At 64.9% G+C, this 17,734-nt stretch carries 23 protein-coding genes and 1 other RNA gene; 12 read left to right on the forward strand and 12 right to left on the reverse strand.

Annotated features, from left to right (window positions below; translation table 11 throughout):
* Positions 1-22 precede the first annotated feature (22 nt).
* Positions 23-1,243 (forward strand): glycosyltransferase, encoded by a 1,221-nt coding sequence (locus PKE80_RS05585; protein WP_271181653.1) that lies wholly within the window; start codon positions 23-25, stop codon positions 1,241-1,243.
* Positions 1,244-1,286: 43 nt separating this feature from the next.
* On the opposite strand, the gene PKE80_RS05590 is transcribed toward PKE80_RS05585, so the two are convergent.
* Positions 1,287-2,045 carry a glucose 1-dehydrogenase gene (locus tag PKE80_RS05590; protein ID WP_271181654.1) on the reverse strand — a complete coding sequence of 253 codons (759 nt, stop codon included), beginning with the start codon at positions 2,043-2,045 and terminating at the stop codon, positions 1,287-1,289.
* Positions 2,046-2,179: 134 nt separating this feature from the next.
* On the opposite strand from PKE80_RS05590, the gene PKE80_RS05595 reads away from it, so the two are divergent.
* Positions 2,180-2,542, forward strand: coding sequence for a putative quinol monooxygenase (locus PKE80_RS05595; RefSeq protein ID WP_271181655.1), 363 nt, complete (start codon positions 2,180-2,182; stop codon positions 2,540-2,542).
* A gap of 118 nt (positions 2,543-2,660) precedes the next feature.
* Here PKE80_RS05595 and PKE80_RS05600 read toward each other — a convergent pair whose 3' ends face one another.
* Genes PKE80_RS05600 through PKE80_RS05615 form a run of 4 tightly spaced genes read right to left on the reverse strand, consistent with a single transcriptional unit; the run spans position 2,661 to position 5,518 of the window.
* Positions 2,661-3,080, reverse strand: coding sequence for a nuclear transport factor 2 family protein (locus PKE80_RS05600; RefSeq protein ID WP_271181656.1), 420 nt, complete (start codon positions 3,078-3,080; stop codon positions 2,661-2,663).
* Between the two features lie 17 nt (positions 3,081-3,097).
* Complete coding sequence (locus PKE80_RS05605) at positions 3,098-3,646, reverse strand: VOC family protein (protein WP_271181657.1); 549 nt, start codon at positions 3,644-3,646, stop codon at positions 3,098-3,100.
* The gene (locus PKE80_RS05610) at positions 3,646-4,971 is read right to left on the reverse strand and encodes an aromatic ring-hydroxylating oxygenase subunit alpha (RefSeq protein WP_008830433.1); all 1,326 of its coding nucleotides are present in this window, start codon (positions 4,969-4,971) and stop codon (positions 3,646-3,648) included. Before PKE80_RS05610 ends, PKE80_RS05605 begins: the two co-directional genes overlap by 1 nt.
* Positions 4,972-4,999: 28 nt before the next feature.
* Positions 5,000-5,518, reverse strand: coding sequence for a nuclear transport factor 2 family protein (locus PKE80_RS05615; protein ID WP_271182133.1), 519 nt, complete (start codon positions 5,516-5,518; stop codon positions 5,000-5,002).
* A 253-nt stretch (positions 5,519-5,771) separates the two neighbouring features.
* Between PKE80_RS05615 and PKE80_RS05620 the strand changes: the two genes are divergently transcribed.
* From PKE80_RS05620 to PKE80_RS05630, 3 genes are all read left to right on the forward strand, one after another.
* Complete coding sequence (locus tag PKE80_RS05620) at positions 5,772-6,467, forward strand: TetR/AcrR family transcriptional regulator (RefSeq protein ID WP_271181658.1); 696 nt, start codon at positions 5,772-5,774, stop codon at positions 6,465-6,467.
* A 221-nt stretch (positions 6,468-6,688) separates the two neighbouring features.
* Positions 6,689-7,375, forward strand: coding sequence for an SDR family NAD(P)-dependent oxidoreductase (locus PKE80_RS05625; protein WP_271181659.1), 687 nt, complete (start codon positions 6,689-6,691; stop codon positions 7,373-7,375).
* Between the two features lie 13 nt (positions 7,376-7,388).
* Positions 7,389-7,832 (forward strand): nuclear transport factor 2 family protein, encoded by a 444-nt coding sequence (locus tag PKE80_RS05630; protein ID WP_271181660.1) that lies wholly within the window; start codon positions 7,389-7,391, stop codon positions 7,830-7,832.
* A gap of 40 nt (positions 7,833-7,872) precedes the next feature.
* Here PKE80_RS05630 and PKE80_RS05635 read toward each other — a convergent pair whose 3' ends face one another.
* Complete coding sequence (locus PKE80_RS05635; protein WP_271181661.1) at positions 7,873-8,646, reverse strand: SDR family oxidoreductase; 774 nt, start codon at positions 8,644-8,646, stop codon at positions 7,873-7,875.
* Positions 8,647-8,745: 99 nt separating this feature from the next.
* Here PKE80_RS05635 and PKE80_RS05640 point away from each other — a divergent pair, with 99 nt between their 5' ends.
* The gene (locus PKE80_RS05640) at positions 8,746-9,132 is read left to right on the forward strand and encodes a winged helix-turn-helix transcriptional regulator (protein ID WP_271181662.1); all 387 of its coding nucleotides are present in this window, start codon (positions 8,746-8,748) and stop codon (positions 9,130-9,132) included.
* Here PKE80_RS05640 and PKE80_RS05645 read toward each other — a convergent pair.
* Complete coding sequence (locus PKE80_RS05645) at positions 9,129-9,479, reverse strand: hypothetical protein (protein WP_008830426.1); 351 nt, start codon at positions 9,477-9,479, stop codon at positions 9,129-9,131. The genes PKE80_RS05640 and PKE80_RS05645 overlap by 4 nt on opposite strands.
* Before the next feature lie 110 nt (positions 9,480-9,589).
* The gene (locus PKE80_RS05650; RefSeq protein WP_271181663.1) at positions 9,590-11,695 is read right to left on the reverse strand and encodes a malate synthase G; all 2,106 of its coding nucleotides are present in this window, start codon (positions 11,693-11,695) and stop codon (positions 9,590-9,592) included.
* A gap of 296 nt (positions 11,696-11,991) precedes the next feature.
* Between PKE80_RS05650 and PKE80_RS05655 the strand changes: the two genes are divergently transcribed.
* Entirely contained in the window at positions 11,992-12,267 is a 276-nt protein-coding gene (locus PKE80_RS05655) for a hypothetical protein (protein ID WP_271181664.1), read from the forward strand.
* Between the two features lie 9 nt (positions 12,268-12,276).
* Here PKE80_RS05655 and PKE80_RS05660 read toward each other — a convergent pair whose 3' ends face one another.
* The 3 genes from PKE80_RS05660 to mscL form a co-directional block, all read right to left on the reverse strand.
* Complete coding sequence (locus tag PKE80_RS05660; protein ID WP_271181665.1) at positions 12,277-12,627, reverse strand: GFA family protein; 351 nt, start codon at positions 12,625-12,627, stop codon at positions 12,277-12,279.
* A gap of 93 nt (positions 12,628-12,720) precedes the next feature.
* Positions 12,721-13,084, reverse strand: a transfer-messenger RNA (tmRNA) gene (gene ssrA, locus PKE80_RS05665).
* 68 nt (positions 13,085-13,152) lie between these two features.
* Positions 13,153-13,617 carry a large conductance mechanosensitive channel protein MscL gene (mscL, locus tag PKE80_RS05670; RefSeq protein ID WP_271181666.1) on the reverse strand — a complete coding sequence of 155 codons (465 nt, stop codon included), beginning with the start codon at positions 13,615-13,617 and terminating at the stop codon, positions 13,153-13,155.
* A 200-nt stretch (positions 13,618-13,817) separates the two neighbouring features.
* Between mscL and PKE80_RS05675 the strand changes: the two genes are divergently transcribed.
* The 5 genes from PKE80_RS05675 to PKE80_RS05695 are packed head-to-tail and all read left to right on the forward strand — an operon-like array spanning position 13,818 to position 16,710.
* Positions 13,818-14,420 (forward strand): LemA family protein, encoded by a 603-nt coding sequence (locus PKE80_RS05675; RefSeq protein ID WP_008830421.1) that lies wholly within the window; start codon positions 13,818-13,820, stop codon positions 14,418-14,420.
* A 4-nt stretch (positions 14,421-14,424) separates the two neighbouring features.
* Positions 14,425-15,240 carry a TPM domain-containing protein gene (locus tag PKE80_RS05680; protein WP_271181667.1) on the forward strand — a complete coding sequence of 272 codons (816 nt, stop codon included), beginning with the start codon at positions 14,425-14,427 and terminating at the stop codon, positions 15,238-15,240.
* 3 nt (positions 15,241-15,243) lie between these two features.
* A complete protein-coding gene (locus PKE80_RS05685) occupies positions 15,244-15,927 on the forward strand; it encodes a TPM domain-containing protein (protein WP_271181668.1) in 684 nt (227 codons plus the stop codon).
* Positions 15,924-16,472, forward strand: a complete 549-nt coding sequence (locus PKE80_RS05690; protein ID WP_370424276.1) for an NUDIX hydrolase — start codon at positions 15,924-15,926, stop codon at positions 16,470-16,472. Before PKE80_RS05685 ends, PKE80_RS05690 begins: the two co-directional genes overlap by 4 nt.
* A gap of 1 nt (position 16,473) precedes the next feature.
* Positions 16,474-16,710, forward strand: coding sequence for a hypothetical protein (locus tag PKE80_RS05695; RefSeq protein WP_271181669.1), 237 nt, complete (start codon positions 16,474-16,476; stop codon positions 16,708-16,710).
* 89 nt (positions 16,711-16,799) lie between these two features.
* Here the strand turns inward: PKE80_RS05695 and mmsB are convergent, their stop codons facing one another.
* Positions 16,800-17,669 (reverse strand): 3-hydroxyisobutyrate dehydrogenase, encoded by an 870-nt coding sequence (mmsB, locus tag PKE80_RS05700; protein ID WP_271181670.1) that lies wholly within the window; start codon positions 17,667-17,669, stop codon positions 16,800-16,802.
* Positions 17,670-17,734: the final 65 nt, after the last annotated feature.

The raw sequence follows: 17,734 nt of genomic DNA on the forward strand, positions 1-17,734 counted from the left end.
TCTCGGCCGCCACGGGAAATCCATGCACGTCCTGTCCATCGCCACGCTGTTTCCCAACCCGGTGAAGCCCTCGTTCGGGGTCTTCGTCGGCAACCAGATGCGCGCAGTCGTCGCCAGCGGTCAGGTGGAACTGACGATGGTGAGCCCCATCGGCATCCCGCCCTGGCCACTCTCCACGCGCGAGCCCTACGCGCGGCTAAAGGACATTCCGGAGGTGAGCGACGCGGTGGGCCTCAAGGTCCACTACCCCAAGTTCACCACGTTCCCGAAAGTCGGCGGTGACACCAATCCGGGGCGCATCGCCCGCACCGTGCTGCCGCTGGTGCGCAAATTGCACAAGGAGAAGCCCTTCGACCTCGTCGATGCGCAGTTCTTCTTCCCGGACGGCCCGGCCGCCGCGATCGTCGCGCGCGAACTGGGCATTCCGCTGACAATCAAGTCGCGCGGAGCGGACATCCATTTCTGGGGCCAGCGCCCCCATGCGCTGAAACAGATGCTGGAGGCGGCGCACCAGTCCGCCGGGCTGCTCGCGGTCAGTCAGGCGCTGCGCGAGGACATGATCCAGCTCGGCATGCCCGCCGACCGGATCGATATCCACTACACCGGCCTCGACCGCGAGAAGTTCCATCCCATCGAGCGCGGCGCCGCCCGCGCTCTCGTCTCGGCGATGCCGAACCTTGGCATCTGGTCGGAAGGTCCGCTGCTGGTGACGCCCGGCGCGCTGATCCCGCGCAAGGGACAGGCGCTGGTGATCGAGGCGCTGTGTCGCCTGCCAGAAGCCCGCCTTGCGCTGGCTGGTAGCGGCGAGGACGAGGCACGGCTGAAAGCCCTCGCCCAGCGCCTAGGCGTGGCAGAGCGCGTGCAGTTCCTCGGCCTCGTCGATCACGAACTGCTGCCGCACGTCCTGTGCGCGGCGGACGTGCTGGTGCTGCCCTCGGCCAGCGAGGGGCTGGCGAACGTGTGGGTGGAGGGCCTCGCCTGCGGCACCCCGATCGTCATCCCCGACATCGGCGGCGCGCGCGAGATTGTCAGCGACGCCAGCGCCGGACGCATCGCCGAGCGCACCCCCGACGCCATCGCCGCGGCGGTGGAGGACATCCTCGCCGATCCGCCGACGCAGGCGCAAGTGGCCGAGCACGTCAGCCGCTTCTCGTGGGGCGTCAATGCGGAGAACATCGTGCACTTCTGGAAGGGCGTGCTGGGGCAGGACGAACCCGCCCCGGAGCTTGAGGAAACCGCCTGACTTTTGCTTCGTCATTGCGAGCGCAGCGAAGCAATGACGGATTTCAGAGCGACGAGCCGCCGTCCAGCACGAACTCCGCGCCGGTGGCGAAGGCGCTTTCGTCGCTGGCGAGGTAGAGGCACAGCGCCGCCACTTCCTCCGGCTTGCCGAGGCGGCCGATCGGGTGGCCCGCGACCCATTCGGCATAGAGCTTTTCGGGCTGGTCGGATTGCGCCAACACTTTGTCGAGGATCGGCGTGTGGATCACGCCGGGGTGCACCGAATTGCAGCGGATGCCATACTTCTCGTGCGCGTAGTGCAGCGCGATCGACTTGGTCATGTGGGTGACGCCCGCCTTCGCGGCGTTGTAGGCGGCCAGATAGTCCCTCGCGCGGATACTGGCCATCGAGGCGATGTTGATGACCGAACCGCCGGTGCGCTTCATCAGCGGAACGACATGCTTGCAGCCAAGGAACGGCCCGGCAAGATCCACGTCGAGTTCATGGCGGAAAGCGTCCAGAGTCAGCGCCTCCACCGAACCGACGGTGGTGATCCCGGCGCAGTTCACAAGCACATCGAGGCGATCGTGCAGTTCCTCCGCCCGTGCGAAGGCGGCGATCCACTGGTCCTCCTGCGTCACATCGAGGGGGACGAAATGCGCCGCCGCGCCGAGGTCGGCGGCCAGCCGCTCGCCCGCAGCCGCGTCGATATCGGCGACCAGCACCGCCGCGCCCTCGGCCACGTAACGGCGGACGATCGCCTCGCCCAGCCCCGAGGCGCCGCCGGTGACCAGCGCCACCTTGCCTTCGATCCGTCCCGTCATGCCGCTCTCTCCGTTTTTTCTCTGCCAGGGGACTTGGCCCGCCGCGCCGCGCCGGACCACCTGTGCAAAGTGAGAGCGGCGCGGCGCGCAGAGCGCCCCTAGCCTTCGCAACACAACCAAGAGAGGACAAATCCATGCGCATCATCGTGGCCGGCTGGCTGCGCTACGCGGGCGACGAGAGCACCTGTGCCGAGATCATCACCACGGGCCGCGACCATATCCTCGCCGCGCGGGAGGAGAAGGGTTGCCTCGCCTATACCTGGGCGGTCGATCCGATCGATCCCGGCGTAATCCAGGTCTACGAGGAATGGGAGAGCGAGAAGGACCTGCTCCAGCACTTCGCCGACCCGCCCTACGCCGACATGCGCGCGCATCTGGAGCAGTGGGAGATCACCGGGTTCGGCGTGCAGCTCTACGGCGCGGGCATGCCGGAGGCGGTCTATGCGGATGACGGCTGGCCGCGGAAGGAGATTTTCGGGGTGACGCTGGAAGCGTAAACCGCGCAACCCTCAATCATCGTCATTGCGAGCGCAGCGAAGCAATCCAGGGCAACGCAAACCGCCCTGGATTGCTTCGCTGCGCTCGCAATGACGAAGGTAGGAGATACGTTTCTCCTCAACCCTCGATCGGGATCAGGAAATCCATCGTGTAGCGCCTGGCCTTCCAGCCCTCATCCGTGCGCACCACATCGAAGTAGTAGCGCCCGTTGACGGTGATCCCGCCGCCCGCCTTGTACTTGCCCATGCCGATCACATAGGCGCGGATCGACGCGGTATCGCCGTCGTAGGCGGTGATCGCGAAGTTCGTCAGGTAATGCGCGTGAGCCGCCATCGCCGCGAAGGTGCCCTCGAAGAACTTGCGGATCTCGCCGTGTCCATTGAGGCTGGGAAACCCGATACCCGATAGATCGAACACCGCGTCCTCCACGAAGACGGCGCAGATGCCGTCAAGGTCATGCAGGCTGTCGACGGCATGGGCATAGGACACAAGCAGGTCCTGGATCGCCAGACGATCCTCGATGGGGCAGGCTGTCATTGAAGCAAGATCCTCTCTTATTGCGTCGTTACGGGAAAGCCGGGGCGGATCGGGTCGGAGCCGTCCCAGCCTTGCGCAGCGCCGGCGATGCGGGCGAAGAATTCGCCCTGCAGCGGGTTTTCCTCGATCAGCTCGATCATGCAGCCGAGCGTCGCCGAGGTGTCGATGTAGGAAAAGCGAAAGCCGCCGAAGCTGCCATCCACCGCCGTCACGAAGCCCTGCTGCGCATAGCGCGCATGCACCGCATCGTAATCATCGGTGTAGATCGCGAGGTGGTGGAAGCCGCCCTGCCCCTTCGCCACCGTATCGCGGTAGGCGGAAGGGTTGTCGCAATGCTGCTGGATCAGCTCGATCTGCACGCCACCGGACTGCGCGATCGCCACCGAGAAATCCAGACCCGAGGCAGGCCGCCCGCAATAGGAATATTCCTCCAGCACCACATGCGGCACGGTGAGGAACGGCCCGATTCCGGTGGTACGCACCCAGTCCATGCAGGCGGCCTCAAGGTCCTCGACCATGAAGGCCACCTGCATAACGTGGGAGCCCGGAACGCCGGGCGCGACCATTATTCCGGCGCGCCCTTCACGTAATCGTTGAGCAGTTCGTGGAAGCGCTGGATGCGCTTTTCCTGACCCGGCAGGATGCAGCCCTTGAACCCGCGCGAGTTCAGGCCCTGTTGCTGGCTGGTGCCGATCGACAGGTCCTGATCCGCCACGTAGCCCACCGAAACGCCGTCGCCGTAGACCGAGTGGCGCGCCACCGCGTCATGCTGGAGCGGCAGCATGCCCAGCGGGGTGAAGACCTCCTTCATGCCCTCGACCGGCGGATAGAGGCACCAGTGCTGGAACACGCACTTTTCCGGGTCGGTCGGGTGCGGCTCGGTACGCAGGACCTGCAGCTGCTCGGGGCTCATGGTGAGCGTCAGGTTGGGGAACAGAGTACAGTGGAAATAGTCCACCAGCTGCTGGTCGCTCATGTTGTCGTAATTGGTGTAGCCCCGGCCCGGACCGAGGCGGCGCTTCGCCTCGATGATCGCTTCGCGCAGATCACCCGTGCGGCCGTTGTATTCCTCGGGATCGATGCCCCACGCCCGCGCTGCCTCGCCCAGCGGAGCGGGCACTTCGGAGGTGTGGTAATCGACGCGGGTGGTCGCCTGATGGCCCTTCATCCACATCGAGTTGTGGCCCGAGGGGTACATCTCGAACAGGGTGTCGGGCAGGCCGTCGTTGATGAAGGTCGCCAGTTCGGGGTGGATGGTCGGGAGGTGGTAGCTCTCGTTGAAGTTGTCGCGGATGATCTTCCAGTTGAAGTCCGCATCGGCCGAGACGTTGAGCACCCGCACCCAGTTCTCGATTCCGTAGCCCTTCAGGCGCTCGGGGAACGGATCAAGCCATTCGTGCAAGGGGGCGACGTCGTCGTCCATGCACCAGAACACGAACGGGCCCCATGTCTCGCAGCGCAGTTCGGAAAGGTGGACCTTACCGCAGGGCGTGCCGCCTTCGAAATCGTCGGGGTCCTGCACTTTGGCGAGGGTGCCGTCGAGGTCGAAGGTCCAGTTGTGATAGCCGCAGACGATGCGCGGCACGCTGGCCATCTCGCCCAGCACGAGCCGGTTACCCCGGTGCGGGCAGGAGTTGTAGAACGCCTTGATCGAGTCGTCTTCCTGCTTGACCATGATGACGGATTCTTTGGCGAAGTTGTGGCGGATGATGTCGCCCGGCTCCTCCAGTTCCGCCAGCAACCCGCCAAGGTGCCAGACCTTGGGCCACAGGTTCTTCATCTCGCCGTCCATCCACTCCTTGGTGGTATAGCGGTCGGCGGTGATGGTGTCGCCGCGCACCGGCGGATCGAATTCCTGCGAGTAGCGGGAAACCTTGGTCTGGATGTTCATGGCTTCAGGTATCCTGTGATTATCGCTGTTATCGTTGGCTGGGATCGTCGCCCCGGCGGCCGCCGCGCGGCGCTCCTGGATTGGCGGCGAAGAAGTCGAGGGTGCCCGGATCGTCCTTGACCCAGTCGGTCACCAGCATCCGGTTGACGATGCGCCATTCGCCATCGCGGCAGGCATAAGTGTCGAGGTAGCGGCCCGAGATGAACAGGTCGCGCACGCCCCCGTCCTCGCTCGAAACCGAGTGCCACGCCTGGAAGTACCACTCGCCGGTGGCGCCATCCCCGTCGACGGCGATGCGCGACTGGCCGAGCAGGTGGTGCGTGGCGTTCATGTCGGCGAGGAAGCCTTGCGCGAAGGCCACGAATTCGTCGGCGCTGCCCTTCATCAGGCCGCAGTCGACGACGGCGTCGTCATGGAAGGCGCTGCGCTGCAGGTCCGGTTCCAGCCGGTCGAGACCGCGCATGTAGCGCGCCGCCGCATCGGCGATGTCGCGCCGCGCAGCGAGGTCGCGGACTTCAGCCTCGAGGTCGAAGCGGGTGGTCGTCATAGTGTCCAAGAGGCTGGCCTCCGGACAGATTGCTCGCGTGCGCTGGGCATGGCCTTTCACTCTCCCGTTCCCGGACAGGGCGCGTCTGTTTTCTTGCGCGCCTCTGGCCTTGAGTGCGGCCGGCGATAAATAAACCGGCTCAACTGCCGGTTTTTATGCTACGCTCCGGCGCATCTGCTAACCTGCGACTTAGGATAGGTTCGGGCGAACCCGCTGATAGCGCAGGGAAACAAAGGGATACGGGGGAAGGACGATGAAGGCCGAGGCACTGCAAGACCGGATGCTCAGCGCGCTCATGCCCGAATTGCATGCCCGCCTGCCGGAGAATGGCGTCCCCGAAAAGTGGCAGCAGCGCAAGAGCGCGATGATGCGCGAGCGGCTGGTTTCCGGAGCGATCGACTGCCTCGTGGAGAGCGGCTACCCCGGCCTTACCACCGCCGCGGTGGCGAGCGCCAGCGAGGTGTCGCGCGGGACGATGCACCATCACTTCCAGACCAGAATGGAACTCGTTTCCGCCGTCGTCGATCAGGTCGTCTACCACCGGATGCGCACGTTCCTCGCCGACTACTTCGACGCGGTCTCGCGCCGCACGGACGAGCCGATGATCGAACTGGCCTGCGATGCCCACTGGCGCTCGGTCCAGACGCGGGACTATGCGGCATGGCTCGAACTGGCCGTCGCGGCCCGCACCGACGCGGAACTGGCGGCGATCTTCGAACCCGCCGCGCGCCGCTACGACGCCATCTGGGCGAGCGAGATGATCGAGGCCTTCCCGCAATGGCGGGAGGACTGGGACAACCTGAAGCTCGCGCATGACTTCACCAGCGCGATGCATGCCGGGATGCTCCTGCACAAGCCGATCTTCGACGACACGCGGATCGACCGCCTGCGCCGCTTCGCCGCACGCACGATGCAAAAGCTGAGTGAGGAACCGTCGTCCCGGACTTGATCCGGGACCGGCGGCTGTCTTTAGGCGGACGCTTGCAGGAAGGCGCCATACTGTAAGGTAGGCTGTTCACGGCCAGCGGTCCCGGATCAAGTCCGGGACGACGACCTCTCAGGCACCGCGCTTCTCTCAAAAGTCACAGGTGTCGCTGCGGCCATCCCTCTTCCAGACTTGCTCCCGATAACGAATCCCGAAAACCGGGCATCGAAGGAAAGGATATCCCGATGGCGACAGTGGCAATCACCGGAGCAGCGCGCGGCATCGCGTACGAACTCGTCAAGCAGCATGCCGAGCGCGGCGACCGGGTCTACGCCCTCGCCCGCGATCCCTCGGGCGCGGCCGCGCTCAACGAATTGGCAGCCTCCTCGGACGGCAGGATCACGGTCCACGCGATGGACGTGGGCGACAATGCCTCGGTCGCCTCGGGCGCTGCGGATACCGGCAGCGAACCAGTCGACGTGCTGTACAATGTCGCCGGCGTCACCGGCAAGGCGGAACCGCAGCTCGACGGGATCGACTGGGACGACTTCGACAATTCGATCGAGATCATGCTGAAAGGCCCGCTGCGCGTGCTCAGCGCCTTCCTGCCGCGCCTGCACGACGGTTCGAAGGTCATCAACTTCTCCAGCCAGCTCGGCGCATCGACCTGGCCTTACGGCGGCTACTGGCCTTACGCGGCGGTCAAGGCAGGCCTGAACCGCATGATGCGCTCGGTTGCGTTCGACCTGAAGGAACGCGGCATCGTGGTCGGCGTCATCCACCCCGGCTACGTCGCCACCGACATGAGCGGCCCCGGCGCCGACATCTCCCCGCAGGAAAGCGCGTCCTCGATCATGGCCCTGACCGACGGCTGGGCGATCGAGGAGACCGGCGAATTCTACAAGTGGAACGGCGAAAAGCACGCCTGGTAAGGAGACCCCGACCATGGCGTTCACCGGACCGCTGGAGGACCGCATCCTCATCCGCGAATTGCTCGATACCTACGCCCACGCGGTGATGACCCGCGATGCCGAGACATGGGCCTCGACCTGGGCGGAGGATTCGTACTGGGCCTTGCCCGAATTTCCCGACCTCGGCGGCTTCACCGGCAAGGAAACGATCGTTTCCGCATGGGTGGAATCGATGAAGAACTACGGCCTCGGTGGAAACGCCGCCAAGCCCATGGTCTACGTCGCCCACCCCGGCGAAATCCGCGTCGACGGCGACCGGGCCTCGGCGATCTCCTACACCTCGGAAATCTTCGAGGACCCGGCCTCGGGCAAGACCATGCGCCTTCGCGGCCGCTACGTGGACGAACTTGCGAAAGCGGACGGCCAGTGGCGCTTCACCCGCCGCGAATACACGACTTTCGACGCACGCGAGGATTGATGCCCCGTCGTCCCGGGCCAAACCCGGGACGACGACGGCTTCACAGCCCCAACTGCTCGAACATCTTGCGGGTCATCGCGCTCATGTGAGCCATGACTTGCGCAATGGTGCCCTGCACTTCCGCGAAGCGCAGCGGCTTTACGCGCTCGACCAGCACTTCCTCGGGCGTCGGCTGCTGCGCGAAAAGTGCCATGACCTCATCGGCGAACTCGCCGAGCGGCTGGTAACCCTCGCGCGTGCTCTGCCCGGGGGTGAGGTCGGTCTGCACGGCGGGCGGTGCCAGTTCGATAACCTCGACCTTGTCACGCAGCATCTCGCGAAGCGACATCGTGTAGCTGTGGATCGCAGCCTTGGTCGCATTGTAGGTCGGCGTGCCCGGCAGCGGCACGAAGGCGAGGCCCGACGTGACGTCGACGATCGTCCCGTCGCCCCTGGCCACGAGATGATCCACCAGCGCGTCGATGAGCCGGATCGGGCCGAGCAGGTTGGTGGTGATCGTCGCCTCGGCGTCCGACAAGTCGCGGGCGCGGTCCAGCCGCTCGTAGCGCATGATGCCGGCATTGTTGACCAGCACGTTGAGCGCCGGGAACCTCTCCAGCACTTCTGCGGCGAAGGCGGCGACGCCTTCTGCGCTTTCCACGTCGAGCCTGATCGCATGCATGTTCTCGCGGCCCGCACAGGCGGCTTCCAGCGCGTCTAGGCGGCGCCCGGCAACGATCACGGTGTTACCCGCGTCGTGGAAGCGCTGCGCCAGCGCCTCGCCGATGCCCGAGCCGCCGCCGGTGATGAGGATGGTGTTTCCGGTGGTCTTCATGGGGACACTCCTTGGTTGACGCCATCGATCTAGCACTCCACATTCTATTCGAAAGAAGGCACCCAAAAGATTTATACTTACCCGAAAGAGAGTGATCCAATGGCTGCCCGTCCCGCCCCCGAGAAGAACTGCGAGCACATCGACCCGCGCGTGGAAGCGCTCGTCACCGAGCTGATCGGGCGGGTGGCAGACAAGTGGACGATGATCCTGCTCGAAGTGCTCGAGGAAAACGGCGTGCAGCGCTTCACCCAATTGGCCCGCGCCGTGCCCGACATCAGCCAGAAGATGCTGACTCAGACGCTGCGCCGCATGGAGAGGGACGGGATGCTGACGCGCACCGTCCATCCCGTGGTCCCGCCGCGCGTGGACTATGCCCTGACCCCGCTGGGCGAAACCCTCAGCGAAGCGTTCTGCGGCGTGTGGATGTGGGCGGAAGCGAACCTCGAGCGCGTCGAACGCGCGCGAGAAGAATTCGACGCACGTTAATTCAGAAGGCTGCGCAGCAGTTCCATCGCGCTGCGCCGGGCCAGTCGCTCCGGCACGTAGACGACCGGAACGGCCTTGCCCTCGATCAGTTCGGCGACGTCGATGGTTTCCTTGAGCGCAATGCCGCAGCGGTCATGCGCGCGCCAGCGGACTTGCCCCTTGATCACCTGATCGCCGACGACAAGCTCTACAGCGACGCCGCGTGCCGGAGGTGCATCGACCAGCGCCAGCACACCACGCGAGGAGGCATTAGCCAGCGTCGCCTCGGCAACGCGGCTACCGATGCGGATGTTGGCCTTGATGGCCAGCATCGTGCGCGTTTCCATCCGCTGACGGTGAATGAACATGCCCGCTCCCTGCAAAGAACCGGGTCCGATTATACGGGATGAATGCCTAAAACGGAGTTAAATCGCCTTTAACATCCCGGCCCGCCTTCACGGCGGGCCGGGAACGTGGATCAGGCCGCCTTCTTCTTCAGGCGCCAGGCATGCAACAGCGGCTCGGTATAGCCGCTCGGCTGCTCGACGCCCTTGAACACCAGGTCGCAGGCCGCCTGGAAGGCCATGCTGGTGTCCCAGTTGCCCGCCATCGGTTCATAGAGCGGATCGCCCGCATTTTGCGCATCGACCTTGGCGGCCATGCGCTGCAGCGATTCCATGACCTGCTCCTTCGAGCAGACACCGTGCAGCAGCCAGTTCGCCATGTGCTGGCTGGAGATGCGCAGCGTCGCGCGGTCCTCCATCAGCCCGACATCGTTGATGTCCGGCACCTTGGAGCAGCCGACGCCCTGGTCGATCCAGCGCACGACGTAGCCCAGCAGCCCCTGCGCGTTGTTGTCGAGTTCCTCGCGCACTTCCTCCTCGGACCAGTTGATGCCTTCGGCCAGCGGCACCGACAGTAGCAGGTCAAGCCCGGGAATGTCCTCATTGGCGATGCCTTCGCGCAGGCCAAAGACATCGACCTGGTGATAATGCATCGCGTGGAGTGTCGCAGCGGTCGGCGACGGCACCCAGGCGGTGTTTGCGCCGGTCTTCGGGTGGCCGATCTTCTGCTCCATCATGTCGCGCATCATGTCGGGCGCCGCCCACATCCCCTTGCCGATCTGCGCCACGCCCGAAAGGCCATGCCGCAGGCCGATGGCGACGTTGCGCTTCTCGTAGGCGGCGATCCACGCCGAGCCCTTGATGGCGGCCTTGCGGATCATCGGACCCGCCCGCATCGAAGTGTGGATTTCGTCGCCGGTACGGTCGAGGAAGCCGGTGTTGATGAAAACGATACGGTCCTTCACCGCCTCGATGCAGGCACCGAGGTTGGCCGAAGTCCGGCGCTCCTCGTCCATCACGCCGACCTTGATGGTGCAGCGCGAGAGGCCCAGCAGGTCCTCCACCGCATCGAACAACGCGTTGGTGAAGGCGCACTCCTCAGGCCCGTGCATCTTGGGCTTGACGATGTAGATGCTGCCTTCGCGGCTGTTGCCGTACTTTGTGAGGCCCCGAACGTCCTGCGTCGAGATTGCGCTGGTGATCACCGCGTCCATGACGCCCTCGGGGATTTCCGAGCCGTCCGGCAGCAGGATCGCCGGGTTGGTCATGAGGTGACCGACATTGCGCACGAACAGCAGCGAGCGGCCGGACAGCGCCTTCTCAGCCCCATCAGCAAGCGTCACCGTCTTGTCGGCCGCCAGTTCGCGCGTGAGCGTGCGCCCGCCCTTCTCGAATGTGTCGGTCAGGTCGCCCTGGATCACGCCCAGCCAGTTGGCATAGGCCGCGATCTTGTCCTCTGCATCGACAGCCGCGACCGAGTCCTCCAGATCGACGATGGCAGTCAGCGCCGCTTCGAGAAAGATGTCGGCGATGCCAGCCTTGTCGGTGCTGCCGACCTGGCTCGCGGCATCGACGACGACCTCGATGTTGAGGCCGTTGTTGACGAACAGCAGGCCCTTGCTCGTGCGCCCGACGAACTGCGCCGCATCGGCGGGTTCGACACCGTCCAGGTCGGCAAGGTCTGCCCACGACCCAGTCTTGAGCGGCACCGCCCGGTCGAGAAACGCGCGTCCTGCCGCGATAACCGCCGCGCCGCGCGCCGCATCGTAGCCCGGTCCCTGAGCGGGGGCCGCATCGAGCGCATCGGTGCCGTACCATGCATCGTAGAGGCTGCCCCAGCGCGCATTCGCCGCGTTCAGGAGGAACCGGGCATTGAGTACCGGAACGACCAGCTGCGGCCCTGCCATCGTCGCAATTTCGGGATCGACGCCCTGCGTGCCGATGGTGAATGCCGCCGGCTCGGGAACGAGATAGCCGATTTCGCGCAGGAACGCCTGGTATTCGTCCTGTTCGATGGGCCTGCCTGCCCGCTCGCCGTGCCATGCGTCGATCTGCGCCTGCAGCGAATCGCGCTTGCCGAGCAGCGCGCGGTTGCGCGGGGCGAATTCGGCCACGAGCGCGGCAAAGCCTGCCCAGAACGCGGCGACGTCCTGCGCGATGGGGGGCAGGACCTGCTCCTCCACGAACTTCGCCAGTCCTGCATCGACCTGCAGCCCCGAACGATCAACCCTGTCAGTCATTGCCTTCCTCGCACTGGTTCGAACGCACACGAACATCGTGCCACGTCCACGTCAAAAACCAAATTGCCCTGGGGAAGGATGTGCGCCGTATGACCGATGCGCGCGCGATTGGCAACTGCGCCGAAAGTATCGTCATGGATCAGACGGTTGCAGACCGGGACGGGATCCGGACCTTTCCCGGATTTCCTTAACCGTCGGAAACCCTTACATTCAAGCTCACGTTAAGCATGAGACTCGGCGGGAACGCGGAACTGGCACGAACGTTGCTAATCTGTGACCACTGCAAAGGGATGGAAATGCTCCGAAAAGTCGGTCGCCTGTTCGTGATCAAGAGCAACTGGGAAGCCTACATGGTGATCTACGCGCTTGCCCTCGGCGCGATCGAGCGTGGCAGCGTTTATCTCACACGCTTTCCGGGCTTCGGCGGTAAGCTGCTGTTCCTCGCGTGCACCGGCGCCGTGTTCATGGCGGGTGCCAAGATCCTCGACTGCATCAAGTATGAGAAGGCCGCCCTGATGGCGAAGGCGGAAGGCCCATCCCCCGAAGAAGACCTCGAGCGAAAAGCCGCCTAGACCAGATCGTCAGAATCGCGCGCCGTCGACTTTCGTGATCGTAAGCGCATCGAGGTCCGCCGCTGGCACGCAGCGCAAGTTCACCGCCGTCATCTTCGTTCCGTCCGGCGCCTCGCCCTGTGCGAAAGGCTCCACCCCGCATGTTGGGCAGAACTTGTGCCCGATCACATGCTTGTAGAAGCGATACTCGGTGAGTTCGTCGGCTCCGCGCTCTATCGCAAGTGCGTCATGCGGTATGAAAGCGAGCAGGAAGCCCTTGCGACGACAGTGCGAGCAATTGCAGCTCATCGCCTCGTGCGGAAGTTCGCCCATCACCGTGAACGCCACTTTGCCGCAGTGGCAGCTGCCCGAAAATGTCATCACTGACCCGTCCTTTCCCTATAGCGGCCGAAAATCGGGAACCGAGCGGTGGCAGGTGGGGCGATTCTGTTGATAGGCTCGCCCCCAGCCCCCGGAATCCGCTTCTGTTACCCGGTGGGTCCAACCGTGTTCTAACTTTGTAACTTCAGGGCGTTAGCCCCTAGAATTACGCCGCGAGAGCAAGTGCTTCGTTGTCGTTGGCACTTATGAGTTTTGAGCCTTGAACGGGTTACTCAGCCCGGAAGAAAACACCGCTTTTCAACACACGTCGATCCTAGTTCGGCCCCGTCATCACCCCTGCGACAACAGGGTTGTTTCCCAAAGGAAACGGGTGATGGTGGAGCCGCCGGGTACCGCCCCCGGGTCCGCTGCGTCTATTGCACGGCGCAATTTATCCTCATAGCCGGTCGAAACCAGCAGGAGCCCATATAGGGGCTCCCGCCTGAATGTGAAGTGAAAGTGGATGAGTTGTTTGGGGAATGCCCATGCTGGGCATTCCCGTTGCGGCTGCGGCGGATTTTCAGATTACTTCTTGCGCAGTTCCTCGAGGATTTCCTTGAGCGCGATCAACTGCGGATCGACCGGAGCCTCGGGCGCCGGTGCATTTGCTGCGGCCTCGGCCTCCTGCTTCTTCACCGAATCGATCATCTTGTTGACCGAACGGACCAGCAGGAACAGCACGAAGGCGATGATCAGGAAGTTGACCACCTGGGTGATGAACTCGCCGTAGCCGATCATCGGCACGCCGGCCGCCTTCAGCGCGGCATAGTCGGTAAGACTGCCCTTGTAGTCCGCCGGTGCGTCGCCCAGTTGGAAGAAATACTTCGAGAAATCGATGCTGCCGAACAGCCAGCCGATCACCGGCATGATCATGTTCTCGTTCAGTGACGACACGATCTTGCCGAAGGCAGCACCGATCATCACACCGACTGCGAGGTCCAGCACGTTGCCGCGTGCAATGAACTTCTTGAATTCGTCTACGATTGCCATGCGCCTGGTTCCCCTTCTGCCGGCCAAATGGAAATAAATCTGAGTGCTGTTTGACACACTCCACCCGGCCCCTCAAACGTTTGTTAACCGACCGGGTTTCCACCGAGCCCGCCCGGCGTCCTTGATCCGCCATCGCGGAGCGCTATCTATCGCGTGGAAGCCGCCGGTTCGCCCGGCGTGCAGTGGAGGAACGAAGTCCGATGACGCTCTTCAACGCCCGCTCGGCAAAGACCGGCCTGGTTCTCGCGGCCGCGCTTTCGCTGTCCGCTTGTGGTTTCAACTCGGTGCCCACCAAGCAGGAGGCTGCCAAGGCCAAATGGGCTGATGTCGAGGCCGCTTTCCAGGAACGCTCGAACCTCGTTCCCAACCTTGCCGCCGTCGCCAAGGGTGCGGCCGAGCAGGAAAAGTCGATCCTCGTCGGCGTCACCGAGGCACGCGCCAAGGCCACCTCGGTGCAGATCAGCGCCGACGACCTCGGCGACCCGAAGAAGATGGAGCAGTTCCAACAGGCGCAAGCCAACCTTGGCGCCGGCATCGGCCGCCTGCTCGCCAGCGTGGAAGCCTATCCGGACATCAAGTCCAGCACCAACTACCAGATGCTGCAGAGCCAGCTCGAGGGTCAGGAAAACCGCATCCGCGTCGCCATCCGCGACTACAACGGCGCGGTTCAGGACTACAACACCGAAGTCCGCACTTTCCCCTCGATGATCGGCGCGCGCCTGCGCGGAGCCGATCCGCTGGTGCCCTACAAGGCCGTTACGCCCGGCGCCGAAGCCGCCCCGAGCCTCGAAGGAAAGCTCTGATCCGATGGCCCGCATCCGGGCCGTCCCGCTGGCCGCGCTTCTGTGCCTGCTGGCCCTCGTTTCGGGGGCTGGCAGCGCATGGGCGCAGGCCGCGCAACTGCAGTTCCCCAAACTCACGGGGCGCGTCGTCGATGCCGCGAACATCATCCCCGACGCCGAGGAAGCGCAACTGACGCAAAAGCTGGAGGCGCTGGAGAAGCAGTCGCATCGCCAACTGGTGGTGGCGACGATCCCTTCGCTCGATGGCTACGAGATTTCCGACTACGGCTACCAACTCGGCCGCGCCTGGGGCATCGGGCAGAAGGGCGACAACAACGGCGCCATCCTCATCGTCGCACCCAACGAGCGCAAGGTGCGCATCGAGGTCGGCTACGGCCTCGAAGGCACGCTGACCGACGGGATGAGCTTCCTCATCATCAACCAGCAGATCCTCCCCCGCTTCAAGGCCAACGATTACCCCGGCGGGATCGAGGCAGGCACCGACGCCATCATCAGGCAACTGACCCTGCCCCCCGAAGAGGCGCAGAAGATCGCCGCCCAGGCCGACAAGGCGCGCGCCGATCAGGGCGACGACATCTCGCCCGGCACGGTCATCTTCATTCTCTTCGTGATCTTCTTCTTCGTCCTGCCGATCATGCGCGCGGCCAGCCGCGGCGGACGGCGCAGCCGCTACGGCGGCATCGACACACCGATCATCTGGTTCCCCACCAATTCCGGCGGTAGCAGTTGGGGTGGCGGCGGTGGCTGGGGCGGCGGAGACGGCGGCTTCTCCGGAGGCGGCGGCGATTTCGGCGGCGGCGGCGCAAGCGGGGACTGGTAGGCCATGGCAAGACCCACATATCTCACCTCCGAGGACCACGAGCGCATCCGCGCCGCCGTGGCCGAGGCCGAACTGCTCAGCTCGGGCGAGATCGTCACGATGCTGACCGACCGATCGGACGGCTACACCGACGTCGCGCTGGCGTGGTCGGCCTTCGTGGCGTTCCTGGCCCTCTCCGCGCTGGCGATCGCGCCTGATTTCTACATGGGCCTCTACGACGCACTGATCGCCGACTGGGGCCATGAGTGGTCGCCCGGAATGATCCTCTCGCTGGCGCTGGGCGTGGCGACGATCAAGTTCGCGGGGATGACGCTGCTGCAGCTGTGGCAGCCGCTCAAGTTCTTCCTGATCCCGGCGCCCATCCGCACCACCCGCGTCCACGGCCAGGCCACCCGCGCCTTCCGCATGAGCGCGGAGCGGCGCACCACCGGGCGCACCGGCATCCTCATCTACATCTCGATGCGCGAACACCGCGTCGAGATCCTCGCCGACGAGGCCATCGCCAGCAAAGTCGAGCCCGGCACCTGGGCCGACGCCATCGCCGCGATGCTGGGCGAACTTCGCGAGGGCCGCACCGCCGACGCCATGATCGCCGGCGTCGGCAAAGTCGGCGCGATCCTCTCCCTGCACGTCCCGCGCCTGCCGGACGACGTCAATGAACTGCCCGACGGAACCATCGAATTATGAGCATGCCGGATCATTACGATGCCGACCACCCCGTCGAGACGATGTGGGAAGGCCGCTTCATCACCGCGAAGAAGAAGGGCCGCTGGGAATACGTCGGCCGCGCGCGCGGCATCCGTGCGGCGGTGATCCTGGCAATCGACCCGGAAGATCACGTCATCCTCGTCGACCAGTACCGCGTGCCGCTCGGCAAGCGCTGCATCGAGCTGCCTGCAGGGCTCGTCGGCGACCATGACGATAATGCGGACGAGGACGCGAGCATCGCCGCCGCGCGCGAACTGGAAGAGGAAACCGGCTACCACGCCGGACGCATGGAAACGGTAGGCGAGTTCTACTCCTCGCCCGGCATGGTGTCGGAGAGCTTCACCTTGTTCCGCGCGCACGATCTGGTGAAGGTCGGCGAAGGTGGCGGCGTCGATAGCGAGGACATCGTGGTGCACCGCGTGCCGCTTTCGGGGCTTGCACAGGCGCTCGAAACGTGGCGCGGCGAAGGTTACGCGATCGACGTGAAGATGCTCACGCTGCTCGGCCCCTCCATCCTCGGCTGACATGCGCACCAGCCCCGGCGTCTGCCAGCGCAAAGCGCGCCACGCCAGCGAGGCCGAGGCGCTGGACGTCGCCGCGCGGGCGCCCTTCCTCCTGCGTCCGTACAAGTGCGGGCTGTGCCGCAAGTATCACCTCACCAGCCGGACCAAGGGCATGAAGCTGCCAAAGTTCGAACTGGAGAGGCGATCGAGTAATTCCTCCCCGAGCTTGTCTCGGGGAGGTGGCAGCCCGAAGGGCTGACGGAGGGGGGCATTTCCGGAACTCGCCCCCTCCACCACCCGCTGCGCGGGTGGTCCCCCTCCCCGAGCAAGCTCGGGGAGGAATTTTCCTCACAGCGTCGTGAAGATCGCGCCGAAGTCCTTGCCGCCGTTGCCGGCATCGACGAAGGCTTCGTAGATCTTCGTCGCGTGCTCGCCCATCGGCACAGTGGCGCCCGCCGTCTCAGCGCCGCCAATGGCGAGACGCAGATCCTTGAGCATCAGCGCCGAGGCGAAACCGCCCGCATAGCCATTGTCCGCCGGGCTGGCCGCGCCGACGCCCGGTGCCGGGGTATAGTCGTTGAGCGACCAGCAGTAGCCGGTGGACTTCGAGCTGATCTCGTAGAACTTCTGCGGATCGAGGCCCGCCTTCTCGGCCAACGCCAGTGCCTCGCAGGTGCCGATCATGTGGACCGCGAGCAGCATGTTGTTGCACATCTTGGCAACCTGGCCCGCGCCGCTCTCGCCCGCGAGAATGACGGCTTTGGCCATCGGTTCGAGCACCACCTTCGCCTTCTCGAACGTGGCTGCCGGACCGCCCACCATGAAAGTGAGCGTGCCGCCGTTGGCCGCCGCGATGCCGCCCGAGACCGGGGCATCGACCATCTCGTAGCCCGCAGCCGTCGCCAGCTCGGCCACTTCGCGCGCCGTGGCGAGGTCGATGGTCGAGCAGTCGAGGAACAGCGCGCCCGCCGGAGCCTTGCCGATCACGTCGGCGGTGTAGACCGCCTTCACGATGCCGCCGTTGGGCAGCATGGTGACGACGGCATCGGCATCCTTCACCGCGTCGGGGACGGCGGTGTAGGTGGCGCAGCCGTTCTCGGCCGCCTTGGCCAGCGCGTCGGCGGACAAGTCGAAGGCGTGGACTTCGTGGCCCGCCTTGACGAGGTTTGCGGCCATGCCGCCGCCCATATTGCCCAGGCCGATGAATGCGATCTTCATGGAATATCTCCCCTCCCGTTTGCGGGAGGGGCCGGGGGTGGGCCTTCTCCCGAAACTAATGGTGG

Source organism: Novosphingobium resinovorum, assembly GCF_027922145.1.
Taxonomy (GTDB): domain Bacteria; phylum Pseudomonadota; class Alphaproteobacteria; order Sphingomonadales; family Sphingomonadaceae; genus Novosphingobium; species Novosphingobium resinovorum.

What these genes read in the sequence shown, in the direction of transcription:
- PKE80_RS05645 (WP_008830426.1), bottom strand. Translation starts at nt 9,479, where the DNA reads ATGTTCATTCACCGTCAGCGGATGGAAACGCGCACGATGCTGGCCATC.
- PKE80_RS05625 (WP_271181659.1), top strand. Translation starts at nt 6,689, where the DNA reads ATGGCGACAGTGGCAATCACCGGAGCAGCGCGCGGCATCGCGTACGAA.
- PKE80_RS05685 (WP_271181668.1), top strand. Translation starts at nt 15,244, where the DNA reads ATGGCAAGACCCACATATCTCACCTCCGAGGACCACGAGCGCATCCGC.
- PKE80_RS05610 (WP_008830433.1), bottom strand. Translation starts at nt 4,971, where the DNA reads ATGAACATCCAGACCAAGGTTTCCCGCTACTCGCAGGAATTCGATCCG.
- PKE80_RS05620 (WP_271181658.1), top strand. Translation starts at nt 5,772, where the DNA reads ATGAAGGCCGAGGCACTGCAAGACCGGATGCTCAGCGCGCTCATGCCC.
- PKE80_RS05630 (WP_271181660.1), top strand. Translation starts at nt 7,389, where the DNA reads ATGGCGTTCACCGGACCGCTGGAGGACCGCATCCTCATCCGCGAATTG.
- PKE80_RS05680 (WP_271181667.1), top strand. Translation starts at nt 14,425, where the DNA reads ATGGCCCGCATCCGGGCCGTCCCGCTGGCCGCGCTTCTGTGCCTGCTG.
- PKE80_RS05660 (WP_271181665.1), bottom strand. Translation starts at nt 12,627, where the DNA reads ATGACATTTTCGGGCAGCTGCCACTGCGGCAAAGTGGCGTTCACGGTG.
- PKE80_RS05590 (WP_271181654.1), bottom strand. Translation starts at nt 2,045, where the DNA reads ATGACGGGACGGATCGAAGGCAAGGTGGCGCTGGTCACCGGCGGCGCC.
- PKE80_RS05695 (WP_271181669.1), top strand. Translation starts at nt 16,474, where the DNA reads ATGCGCACCAGCCCCGGCGTCTGCCAGCGCAAAGCGCGCCACGCCAGC.
- mscL (WP_271181666.1), bottom strand. Translation starts at nt 13,617, where the DNA reads ATGGCAATCGTAGACGAATTCAAGAAGTTCATTGCACGCGGCAACGTG.
- PKE80_RS05615 (WP_271182133.1), bottom strand. Translation starts at nt 5,518, where the DNA reads ATGACGACCACCCGCTTCGACCTCGAGGCTGAAGTCCGCGACCTCGCT.
- PKE80_RS05640 (WP_271181662.1), top strand. Translation starts at nt 8,746, where the DNA reads ATGGCTGCCCGTCCCGCCCCCGAGAAGAACTGCGAGCACATCGACCCG.
- mmsB (WP_271181670.1), bottom strand. Translation starts at nt 17,669, where the DNA reads ATGAAGATCGCATTCATCGGCCTGGGCAATATGGGCGGCGGCATGGCC.
- PKE80_RS05675 (WP_008830421.1), top strand. Translation starts at nt 13,818, where the DNA reads ATGACGCTCTTCAACGCCCGCTCGGCAAAGACCGGCCTGGTTCTCGCG.
- PKE80_RS05650 (WP_271181663.1), bottom strand. Translation starts at nt 11,695, where the DNA reads ATGACTGACAGGGTTGATCGTTCGGGGCTGCAGGTCGATGCAGGACTG.
- PKE80_RS05605 (WP_271181657.1), bottom strand. Translation starts at nt 3,646, where the DNA reads ATGGTCGCGCCCGGCGTTCCGGGCTCCCACGTTATGCAGGTGGCCTTC.
- PKE80_RS05655 (WP_271181664.1), top strand. Translation starts at nt 11,992, where the DNA reads ATGCTCCGAAAAGTCGGTCGCCTGTTCGTGATCAAGAGCAACTGGGAA.
- PKE80_RS05635 (WP_271181661.1), bottom strand. Translation starts at nt 8,646, where the DNA reads ATGAAGACCACCGGAAACACCATCCTCATCACCGGCGGCGGCTCGGGC.
- PKE80_RS05595 (WP_271181655.1), top strand. Translation starts at nt 2,180, where the DNA reads ATGCGCATCATCGTGGCCGGCTGGCTGCGCTACGCGGGCGACGAGAGC.
- PKE80_RS05690 (WP_370424276.1), top strand. Translation starts at nt 15,924, where the DNA reads ATGAGCATGCCGGATCATTACGATGCCGACCACCCCGTCGAGACGATG.
- PKE80_RS05600 (WP_271181656.1), bottom strand. Translation starts at nt 3,080, where the DNA reads ATGACAGCCTGCCCCATCGAGGATCGTCTGGCGATCCAGGACCTGCTT.
- PKE80_RS05585 (WP_271181653.1), top strand. Translation starts at nt 23, where the DNA reads ATGCACGTCCTGTCCATCGCCACGCTGTTTCCCAACCCGGTGAAGCCC.